Annotated in this window: 3 protein-coding genes; 1 reads left to right on the top strand and 2 read right to left on the bottom strand. The window is 35.5% G+C overall.

All coding sequences use genetic code 11. From position 1 onward, the window contains the following. Positions 1-640, top strand: a 640-nt coding sequence (locus AC3OCB_RS02520) for an NAD(P)-dependent oxidoreductase (RefSeq protein WP_498340626.1), incomplete at its 5' end; no start/stop codon positions are given. Here the strand turns inward: AC3OCB_RS02520 and AC3OCB_RS02515 are convergent. Together AC3OCB_RS02515 and asd are read right to left on the bottom strand one after the other, a co-directional pair. Continuing rightward, positions 637-1,422, bottom strand: coding sequence for a hypothetical protein (locus AC3OCB_RS02515; protein ID WP_498340625.1), 786 nt, complete (start codon positions 1,420-1,422; stop codon positions 637-639). The two genes, AC3OCB_RS02520 and AC3OCB_RS02515, sit on opposite strands and share 4 nt — an antisense overlap. Positions 1,423-1,508: 86 nt before the next feature. After that, positions 1,509-2,579, bottom strand: a complete 1,071-nt coding sequence (gene asd, locus AC3OCB_RS02510) for an aspartate-semialdehyde dehydrogenase (RefSeq protein WP_498340624.1) — start codon at positions 2,577-2,579, stop codon at positions 1,509-1,511. Positions 2,580-2,838 lie beyond the last annotated feature (259 nt).

The raw sequence follows: 2,838 nt of genomic DNA, 5'->3' as shown, positions 1-2,838 counted from the left end.
TACGGCAGATTTAATTTTTGGTTTAATTCTTACAGTGGCTAGAAGAATTGTTGAAGGTGACAGAATAATTAGAGAAAATAGATGGAATATTCCATGGCAACCTGATTTTCTCTTAGGTTACGACGTTTATGGGAAGACTATTGGCATCATAGGTATGGGGAGGATAGGAAGAGCATTAGTTAAGAGGGCTAAGGGATTTAATATGAGGGTTATTTATAACAGTAGAGTACCTAAGAACGACGTAGAAGCTGAATATGTATCTTTAGATTATTTGTTAAGCGAAGCAGATTTTGTAGTTGTTACAGTAGATCTAAATGAATCAACTTATCACCTAATTAATGAGGAACGATTGAAAAAGATGAAGCCTACAGCTTTTCTTATTAATGCGTCCAGAGGGAAAGTAGTAGATGAGAAAGCATTATTAAAAGCGTTAGAGGGAAAGTGGATAGCAGGGGCTGGATTAGATGTTTTTGAGAATGAGCCAATTTCTTCTGAAAATCCTTTAACGAAATTTCAAAATGTGGTTTTAGCTCCTCATATTGGTAGTGCTACCGTAGAGACTAGGAATAAAATGGCTGAAATTGCTGTTAATAATTTAATCTACGGGCTTCTAGGAAAACCGCTTATTTATGAGGTCTAAATATACGTCATATCTCTATTTATTTCCTTGGCGAATTTGTCAATTTCATTCTTAAGCTCATCCGTTTTTAGCTCTCTTATTTCTTCCAGCGTCTTTCTAATTCCCTTTTCAAGGAGCAACTTATCAAAAAGCAGGGTCTTTGATGCTATTAGATACCTTAGCCGTATTTTTTCCTCTTCTAAGAACTCATTTAATTTCCCTTCGAGCGACAAAGCCTTCAAAATATTTTGTTTATTAACTGCTCTTATCCAGTTCTTTTCTCCTTTTATTTTTGTTAGAAACTCACTTTCATAAGCAATCTCACTAAGTATACTGTAAGTGTTCTCGTTTATTTCTTGTTCTCTTTTACGTAATATATCAGCTGAAAGATCTTTAAGGAATTCTTCCTTGACTTTTACCCTAACTCTTTGCGGAGAATTCGTAAATCCTAAAGAATTTGACACATTTTCTATCTCTTTAAAGACTTCTTCTATGTCTTTCTCTATTAGATTAATACTACTTTCTTCTTTTTTAAGAAGAATAGAAGATACTTTGTGAAGTATTGTAACATCTAGCGTAACAAAAAGTGATATTATTTGGTCTATTTCTGAGTTGAAAGTAGAATTGTACCAGAGTAAAAGCCTTCTAGATAAGTATTTTTTAGGCCAATTATCTAGGGTGTACAAGATTGGAGATTTTGCATAATATAATGCTATATAATATCCTCCAGATATTTTCTTATATATATTAACTATAAGTTCTTTATCTAACCCTAAATTTTCTGCAACTTTAATATAGTCCAAATATAATCAGCCCTGCCACTTTCTTCACAAACTCAGCAAAGGGTGAGTTCATCAGAAGAAAGAATAGAGAGAATAAAATAAAAAATTTACTTTTCTAGGTATCCTTTCTCCATTAATAACTCAGCAGCTAATATTCCTCCTCCTGCAGCCCCTCTAACAGTATTGTTTATTAATGATACCATTCTTATCATTCTCTTGTTAACTTGCTTTATTCTGCCTACTACTACGCTCATTCCGGGGACATCGCCAGCCCATCTGTCGAAGTAGACTTGCGGTCTATTATCTACGTTAGTTACTAGAATTGGTTTTGATGGCGCAGAAGGCAGTTTCAGTTCTTGTGGCTCTCCTTTAAAGTTCTCTAAAGCCTCTTTAACTTTTTCATTTGGTGTTTCTTCTTTAAACGATACGTACAATACTTCATAATGACCATGTATTGTTGCAATTCTATGTGTGGTTGCGGCTAAGCTTACATCTTCTAACTTTGGTTCATTTACGTTTCTCTTTACTTCGCTCAGTAGCCTAAATACTTCTTTAATTGTTTTAGCATCGTATGCATCTCCCAGTGGTAATATGTTATCAACTACATCTAGTGACGGAATACCCGGATAACCTGCACCGGATAATGCTTGAATTGTAGTTATAAACGCACCATCCATCTTGAACTCTTTAAATATTGCACCTAATGGTATTGCTGCTCCTTGGGCTGTACATAATGGAGTTGTTACAATAAATCCTTTCCATTCTCTCCTTTTCCTCTGTTCATCAATTAGGCTGACTGTGTGTGAATTTAACTCGGGCACCAGTAATGGAACGTCTGGGTCAAACCTATGATCAGGAGAGTTGCTAATTACTGGGAAACCTTCTTTTGCAAACTGTTCTTCAACAGGCCCAGCTGCTCCTTGTGGTAGTGGTGAAAAGACAATATCAACATCATCCATTAATTTTGGATCTGTTGGCTTTACTTCCATATCTGCTACTTCTTTAGGAACTTGACCTACTGTTTGCCATCTTACAATTTCTCCATACGGTTTTCCTACAGATCCTTTTCCTGCTAGGTATGCAGGCTTAATGTATGGATGGTTTGACAACATTCTTACATACTCGATTCCTACTAGTCCAGTTGCTCCTAATATTGCGGCTTTGAGAGTTCTCCTCATGAGTATCACCTAATTATATGAATTTCAAAAATATAAGCTTACTTTACAAATAGACGCTTTACACTTTAGCAAAAAACGGTTTAAGTTAAAAGTACAGCCCCCATAGAGGAATATGAGACAAATCTAGCATACAGAGCCAATAGTCCACACTTATATCTTAGCGATGGAGAAATCCACTATTAAGACCCTTTCTTTAATTCCTCTCTAGATAGATCAACCTCCTGTCTTCCTTTATTCGCATCAATGATTATTGTATCGC

The sequence above is a fragment of the Sulfurisphaera sp. genome, from assembly GCF_059755235.1.
This window is presented reverse-complemented; position numbering and strand designations above follow the sequence as displayed.

Coding starts and splice junctions, on each gene's coding strand:
- asd (WP_498340624.1), bottom strand. CDS start 2,579: ATGAGGAGAACTCTCAAAGCCGCAATATTAGGAGCAACTGGACTAGTA.